Here is a 6,939-nt window from a genome sequence, read left to right as displayed (position 1 = left end):
GAACCGCGCCGCGCCCGCGTGCCGACCCAACGCGACGAGCTGCGCCGGGGTCGGGCCGAGGGCGTACCGGTACGCCTGCAGGACCATGCTCACCCAGCATCCCCGGGGCCGGCGACAGCGACGGCGGCCGCGCGCCGCGCCCGGCTGGCCACCGCGCGCCGGCCGTACAGCCGGGCRCACAGCGAGGTGAGGATCTCGGTCACGTCGCGCACGAGGTCGTCGTCCACCTCGGACGGGTCGACGACGAACAGCCCGCCGAGACCGGCAGCTTGCCGGCCGCGAACCAGCGCCGGGCCCTCACGTACGCGACGCCCTGCGAGTCCGCCCACCGCTTGAGGTTCACATGAACATTACAGATCACCATCGGTCGCTATCGACCACTCGACACGCAACAGTTGCCACCCCCCAGCTCTCGCCCGGCGCCCCGACGTCCGACCGGGTCAGGTCCGTTCGCCGTCCGGACCAGCATCCTGGCCGGTTCCGTGCGCCGCCGGGGTGAGATCCCGGGAGCAGGTCACCGTCGCGCCGCGCAGCTCGTAGCTCATCAGCCCGTCGCACCAGGTCATGTCCGGGGTTCGCGCGAGCCGGAGGTCGGGCAGGCGCATCAGCCGGTCCAGRAACACGCGGGTCTCGTTGATCGCCACCTGCGCGCCGGGGCAGCGGTGGCTGCCGTCACCGAAGCTCATGTAGGAGCCGACCGCCTTCAGCCGCCGGGCCCGGTCCGGGTCGAGTGCGTGCGGGCACTCCCCGACCGTCTCCGGGTCGACGTTCGCGGCCCGGATGCTCACGGCGAGCAGCTCGCCCTCCTTGACGGAGCCCACCCCGAGGTCGGAGTCCTGGGTCGCGCGCCGGTGCAGCATGGCGGCGACCGGCTCGAGGCGCAGGATCTCCTCGATGATCGCGGTCTGGTCGGCCTCGTCGCCCGCCGTGAACCGGGCGCGGAGCTCGTCGTCGTCGAACAGGTGCCAGGCCACCATCACGATGAACTCACGGGTGGTCACCATCCCGGCGACCGCGTAGGTCATGCACTCGATGAGGATCGCCTTGTCGGGGTAGCCCTCGTCGATCAGGTGCGAGATGACGTCGTCCCGCCGCTCCCGCCGCCGCGATCTGATCGCGGGGCGCACGTCCCGCAGGAAGAACCGCATCGCGTGGACCGCGGTCAACGCCTGGGCCCCGACGCGGATCACGGGATGCATCCCCCGCAGCCGGGTGCCGAGCAGGGTCGCCTGTATGCGCCGCGCCATCGCGACCTGGTTGCTGTCCGTCAGGCCGACGATCTCCGCCGCCACGGCGACGGCGAGCTGGTAGCTCAGCTCGTCGAGCTGCCCGCTGCCCTTCGCCCGTAACCGGGCGAGGAGCTCGTCGGACGTCCGCTCCATGACCAGGCGATGGCGGGTGCTGATGGCCTTGGGCGTGAAGAAGCGCGCGATCGCCGTCCGCCGCCGCCGGTGCTCCTCGCCGTCGAGGAAGAAGACCGGGCCGTGCTCGTCGCCGCCCACCTTCACCTGCTCGGAGCCGGCTCCGGCCTGCAGCATCGTCGCGCTGCGCAGGATGGCCCGGCCGAAGTCGAAGCTGCCGACGACGCGCGCCCCGGCATCTGCGCGCACCCGCTGCGCGGCGAGCGCCGCCGACTTGCGGTCGTCACGAGTCGGGTCCATCGGGCACTTGGGAAGTTCGGTAGTCGTCACAGCCGGCTCCAGACGGTCACGAAGAGGGGCCGAGGACACGAACGCGCGGATCACGATGGATGGCAGGGCCGGGCCCACGGCGCTCGCGTCTCGTCAGGCGCAGCGTAGCCCATTTCATGCACGGAGTCTTGCACGAATACGGGCTGCGGGAACTCCCCGTCCGGCTCACCGCGGGACGGACCGGAAGGATCAGCTGGACGTCTGGAAGTAGTGCCCCTGGTCGAGGTCCTCGACGAGGCCCTGCCGGGTCGGCTTCCAGCTCAGCAGCTCGCTGGTCAGGTGGTTGGAGGCGGGGCAGTCCGCCGCGAGGAACGGGGCGAGCCAGCCGAAGTGGTCGCCGGCCCGCTCGGCGGGCACGGAGACCACCGGGACGCCGAGGCCGCGGCCGATCGCCTCCGCGACGGCGCGGATGGGCACGCCCTCCTCCGCGACCGCATGCAGCACCGAGCCGGCGGGGGCGCCGTCCACGGCGAGGCTGACGAGGTGCGCGGCGTCGAGGCGGTGGACCGCCGGCCACCGGTTCTCGCCGTCGCCGATGTAGCCGGAGACGTCGCACTCCCGGGCGATCGCGACCAGGGTGGCGACGAAGCCGTGATCGCCGGCGCCGTGGACCGTCGGGGCGAAGCGCACGACCGAGGTCCGCACGCCCCGCTCGGCGTACGCCAGCGCCGCATGCGCACTGGCGATCCGCGGGTGGACGCTCGGGTCGGCGCTGTCCCGCTCCGTTCCGACCCGTCCGACCGTGAGCCCGAGCGTGCCCGAGGCGATGAGGAGCGGGCGGCCGCTGCCCTCGAGCGCCGCGCCGAGCGCTTCGATCGCCTGCAGGTCGGTCTGCGCCGCCTGCGCGATGCGGGAGAAGTCGTGGACGTAGGCAAGGTGGACGACTCCGTCGGACCCGGCCGCGCCGGCGCGCAGGCTGTCGGGGTCGTCGAGACCGCCGCGCAGCACCTCGGCGCCGAGCGCGCTCACGGTGGCCGCGGCGGTGTCCGAGCGGGCGAGGCCGACGACCTGGTGGCCGGCGTCGCGGAGTTCGGGGATGACAGCCGAGCCGATCCACCCGGATGCGCCGGTGACGAAGATGCGCATGAGGACCTCCAGAGGGCCGTCCGCCGCGGGGGCGGACGTGATGTCACTTGATGACATGACCCTAGCAGGCCATGTCAGAGCGTGTCATCACTAGAATCGCCGCATGGGGCGATGGGAGCCGAACGCGAGCGGCCGGCTCAGCGAGGCGGCGATGGAGCTCTATGTCGAGCGCGGCTTCGAGCAGACGACCGTCGCCGAGATCGCCCAGCGGGCGGGGCTCACCGCCCGGACGTTCTTCCGCTACTTCGCCGACAAGCGCGAGGTGCTCTTCGCCGGCTCGGCCATCCTGGAGGAGCACCTGATCGCCGCGCTCGAGAGCACCCCCGCCTCCGCGTCGCCGATGGAGGCCGTCGCGGCCGCCCTCGACGCGGCGGCGACGATGCTCGGCCAGCGGCGCGAGTTCTCCCGGCGGCGCCAGTCCGTCATCGCCGCCAACGCGGAGCTGCGTGAACGCGAACTGATCAAAATGGCGTCACTGTCCGGTGCCCTCGCCGCGGGTCTGCGCCGGCGCGGCGTCGCCGACTCGGACGCCAGCCTGGCCGCGGAGGCGGGGATCGCCGTCTTCCGGGTGGCGTTCGAGCGTTGGGTCGGCGAGCCGACCGACCGGGGCCTGGCCACGATCATGCGCGAGTCGCTGGAACAGTTGAAGGCCCTCACAGCTGCCAGCTGACGGGGCGAGGCACGGCCGGCACCTCGCCGCGCTCACCCACCGTGATCTCGCTGCCAGGATTCCCGTTATTCCGTGGGCGGGCGGTCGCCGGCCCCGGTCAGCGGGCGGAGACGGCTGCCGTCGCCGGCTCGGCCGTCCGCGGCGACGACGGGCGGGGCGCCGGGAGAACGACGTCCGACTTCAGGGCCACCTCGGGCTTCGAGGCGACGTCCGGCGTCGGGGCCAGGCGGCCGGGAATGGCGATGGCGACCAGGCAGGCGACGAGGGCGGCGCTGGCGCCGATCAGGAATCCGATGTGCATACCGGCGAGGGATGGCACCTGGGCCGAGCCGAAGGTGACGGTCATGTTCGCCAGGACGACGCCGATCACCGCGCTCGCGGTGGACGTCCCGATGGAGCGCATGAGGGTGTTGAGACCGTTCGCCGAGGCGCCCTCCGAGGCCGGGACGGCCTGCATGATCAGGGTGGGCATGGCGGCGTAGGCCAGACCGACACCGATGCTGGTCACAACGCTGACGAGCAGGACTCCGAGCGGGCTGCCGGTGAGGCCGATGGCGAGGAAGTAGCCGGCGGAGATCACGGCCGAGCCGGCGAGTAGCGCCACCTTCGGGCCGCGCACCGTGATCAGCCGGCCGGCGATGGGCGAGACGGCCATCATCACCAGGCCCGCGGGGGCCATCCACAGGCCGGTGGCGAGCAGCGACTGGCCGAGCCCGTGCCCGGTGGCCTTCGGCAGCTGCAGCAGCTGCGGGCCGATCAGCGACATCGTGTACATCGCGAAGCCGAGCATGACCGAGGCGAGGTTCGTCAGCAGCACGGGGCGCCGGATCGTGGTGCGCAGGTCCACCAGGGGCGCCTCGACGCGGGTCTCCCACCAGGCCCACGCCACGAGGAAGGCCGCGGCCGTTCCGCCCAGGCCGAGGGTGGTGATGCTGGTCCAGCCCCAGGTGCTGCCCTTCGACACCGCGAGCAGCAGCGCGACGAGCCCACCGGAGAGCAGGACCGCCCCGGACAGGTCGAACCGGCCCGTGCCGCGCACCGGCGACTCGGGAACGACCCGCCAGACCAGGATCATCAGCGCGACGACGGCCACGGTCGAACCCCAGAACAGCACGTGCCAGTTCGTCTGCTGGGCGATCGCGGCGGCGAGCGGCAGGCCGAGGGCGCCACCGATCCCGAGGGAGGAGCTCATCAGCGCCATCGCCGGGATCAGCCGCTTCGCTGGCAGCAGGTCACGCATGATGCTGATGCCCAGCGGGATGATCGCCAGCCCGAGGCCCTGCATCGCCCGGCCGACGACCATCGGCACGAGGGTGTCGACCAGGGCACAGACCAGGGAGCCGAAGCCGAGCAGGAACCCGGAGACGAACAGCATGCGCCGCTTGCCGTAGAGGTCACCGAGCCGGCCGAACACCGGGTTCGCGACCGACGCGGCGAGCAGGGTCGCCGTGATCACCCAGGACGCGTCCGCCGCGTTCGTGTGCAGCAGCGACGGCAGTACCGGGATCAGCGGCACCATCAGGGTCTGCGTCATCGCGACGACGATGCCCACGGCGCCCAGGACGGCGATGATCGCGTTGACGGGCAGTGCGCCGTCCGCCCGGTGGGCGGTGGCCGAGTCGTTGTGGCCGGTGTTCTCGATGGAGGCCATGCCTCCTCCCAACATTCGTTGCGCGATACAAATATATGTATCATGCATATGAAGCGAATGTCAGTGCACGACCGGGCGGCGTCGGTCACACTCCGCACAGCGACGCCCGTTCCAGCCCACGGGGCGCGACGGCCCGGAACCCGGACCGACCCCGACCCCGGGCCAGCCGACAGCGGGAGGCGACCGGCAGCGGGAGCCGATCCGACAGCGGGGCAGACGCCCCGCCGGCCACCCCGGCGCGGACTCCCCTACGCCAGAGCGGACACGCCCACACGGCCGCGGCCGGGCACCGGGAGCCCCATCCCATCGGCCCGGGAGCCGCCAGGCGTTGCGGTCCACCCACATTGGTGACATTATGCTGTCACTAAATATTCCCAATCGGGATAGGTGACATATATGGAAAGCACCCGACAGGAGTCGTCACGATGACATTCGCCGGTGACCCGGACACTCGACCGGTGCTCGCGACGCCCGCGCAGATCCTCGCCGAGGAGACCCTCCTCCAACTGCTCGACGACCCTGCCCTGAAGAACGTGCGGGCGGAGCTTTACGCCGAGCTGGCGGCGACACCCAGGGGGCAGACGAAGTCGGGCGCGGCCACCCTTGACGAGGCGATGTCGCAGTGGACGAATTCGCTCGTCATGGCCGAGATCGGGAACTTTCTGCCGACCCCCGCGCCGGTGTGGGGAACGGATGACACGCCGCGTGAATGGCTCGGCCACACGCTTCCCGGTGTCGGAACCTCGGGAGACAATCCCGACGCGCTCTACCGCACCACCTTCCTAGAGGGAGACCGGCGCTACGAGGTCGTCGGCCAGTTCGACCTGGCGCGGCGGCCCGCGCAGCTCAACATCGAGCTGCACCGGGGAAACAAGGTCAGTCCCCCGCCGATCGATCTCAACAAGTCGGACCTGACGCCGCTCGCCAGCATCACCGACCGTGATCTGCAGATCGCCGCCGACGGGTCGTTCCGCATCACCATCGGCCCGGAACCGGAGAGCCCGGTGCACCTGCTGTCGGCTCCGGGCAGGCTGACCCTCGGTTCCCGCGACATGCTCGCCGACTGGGATCAGCGCCCGTCCCGCATGGAGCTGCGCCCGCTCGACGACGTGCCGCCCGGCACCTTCGATCCCGCGGAGATCGGGAAGGCCGCCCTCCGCGATCTTCCGCCCTACGTCCGCTTCTGGGCGAAGTTCCCGGAACTCTGGTTCGGCGGCCTCAAGGGCAACAAGATCACGCCCGCTCAGGGCCGCAACGGCAGCATGGCGGGCTTCATGGCGGCGCTCAGCTGGGACCTCGCCGCGGACCAGGCCATCATCGTCACCACCGATCCGATCGGTGCCGCCTACACCGGCTTCCAGATGATGGACCCCTGGATGATCAGCGCGAACGGCAAGCAGGCCCAGGTTTCCCTCAACCGGGGCCAGACCGCGCCAAATCCGGACGGCACCTTCACCTTCGTGCTGTCACACGAGGACCGCGGCGTCGCCAACTGGCTCGACACGACCGGTCTCGCCGAAGGACTCGGGCTGATCCGGTGGCAGGCCGCGCCGGCCGGCGCAACGATCGACACGAGCACCCTCGTGCGCGAGTTCAAGGTCGTCTCGCTCTCCGAGGTGGACGCGTTGCCGGATCTCCCCCGCGTCACGCCCGAGCAGCGCGCGGCGCAGCTGGCCGCGCGGGTCGAGGGATACAACAAGCGGACTCTGTAGGGCCGGCGAATCCCGCCGGCCGGATTCGGCTTCCTACACATCCGGACCGCGGTATCCGGAATGCGGGCGCCGCCGCCGGCCGATGCCGGGGGGCCACCCAGGCCCCCGGCTCCGCCACCTCGCCCGGCG

7 protein-coding genes are annotated in these 6,939 nt (G+C 71.5%); 2 read left to right on the top strand and 5 right to left on the bottom strand.

The features are described 5' to 3' along the window. From BBK14_RS35325 to BBK14_RS14950, 4 genes are all read right to left on the bottom strand, one after another. The coding region (locus BBK14_RS35325; protein ID WP_131802193.1) for a helix-turn-helix domain-containing protein at window positions 1–87 on the bottom strand (87 nt) is incomplete at its 3' end. Between the two features lie 2 nt (window positions 88–89). Beyond that, the gene (locus BBK14_RS37015) at window positions 90–329 is read right to left on the bottom strand and encodes a hypothetical protein (protein WP_071062982.1); all 240 of its coding nucleotides are present in this window, start codon (window positions 327–329) and stop codon (window positions 90–92) included. A gap of 111 nt (window positions 330–440) precedes the next feature. After that, window positions 441–1,691, bottom strand: a complete 1,251-nt coding sequence (locus tag BBK14_RS14955) for a cytochrome P450 (RefSeq protein ID WP_071063014.1) — start codon at window positions 1,689–1,691, stop codon at window positions 441–443. 189 nt (window positions 1,692–1,880) lie between these two features. Further along, window positions 1,881–2,777, bottom strand: a complete 897-nt coding sequence (locus BBK14_RS14950; protein ID WP_071063012.1) for an SDR family oxidoreductase — start codon at window positions 2,775–2,777, stop codon at window positions 1,881–1,883. A gap of 103 nt (window positions 2,778–2,880) precedes the next feature. Here BBK14_RS14950 and BBK14_RS14945 point away from each other — a divergent pair, with 103 nt between their 5' ends. Further along, on the top strand, window positions 2,881–3,447 hold the full coding sequence (locus BBK14_RS14945) for a TetR family transcriptional regulator (protein ID WP_071062980.1): 567 nt from the start codon (window positions 2,881–2,883) through the stop codon (window positions 3,445–3,447). A 97-nt stretch (window positions 3,448–3,544) separates the two neighbouring features. On the opposite strand, the gene BBK14_RS14940 is transcribed toward BBK14_RS14945, so the two are convergent. Then, on the bottom strand, window positions 3,545–5,098 hold the full coding sequence (locus BBK14_RS14940; protein ID WP_071062977.1) for an MFS transporter: 1,554 nt from the start codon (window positions 5,096–5,098) through the stop codon (window positions 3,545–3,547). Between the two features lie 425 nt (window positions 5,099–5,523). On the opposite strand from BBK14_RS14940, the gene BBK14_RS14935 reads away from it, so the two are divergent. Beyond that, complete coding sequence (locus tag BBK14_RS14935) at window positions 5,524–6,810, top strand: hypothetical protein (protein WP_071062974.1); 1,287 nt, start codon at window positions 5,524–5,526, stop codon at window positions 6,808–6,810. Window positions 6,811–6,939: the final 129 nt, after the last annotated feature.

The organism is Parafrankia soli, from assembly GCF_001854695.1.
GTDB classification, from domain to species: Bacteria; Actinomycetota; Actinomycetes; order Frankiales; family Frankiaceae; genus Parafrankia; species Parafrankia soli.
This window is presented reverse-complemented; position numbering and strand designations above follow the sequence as displayed.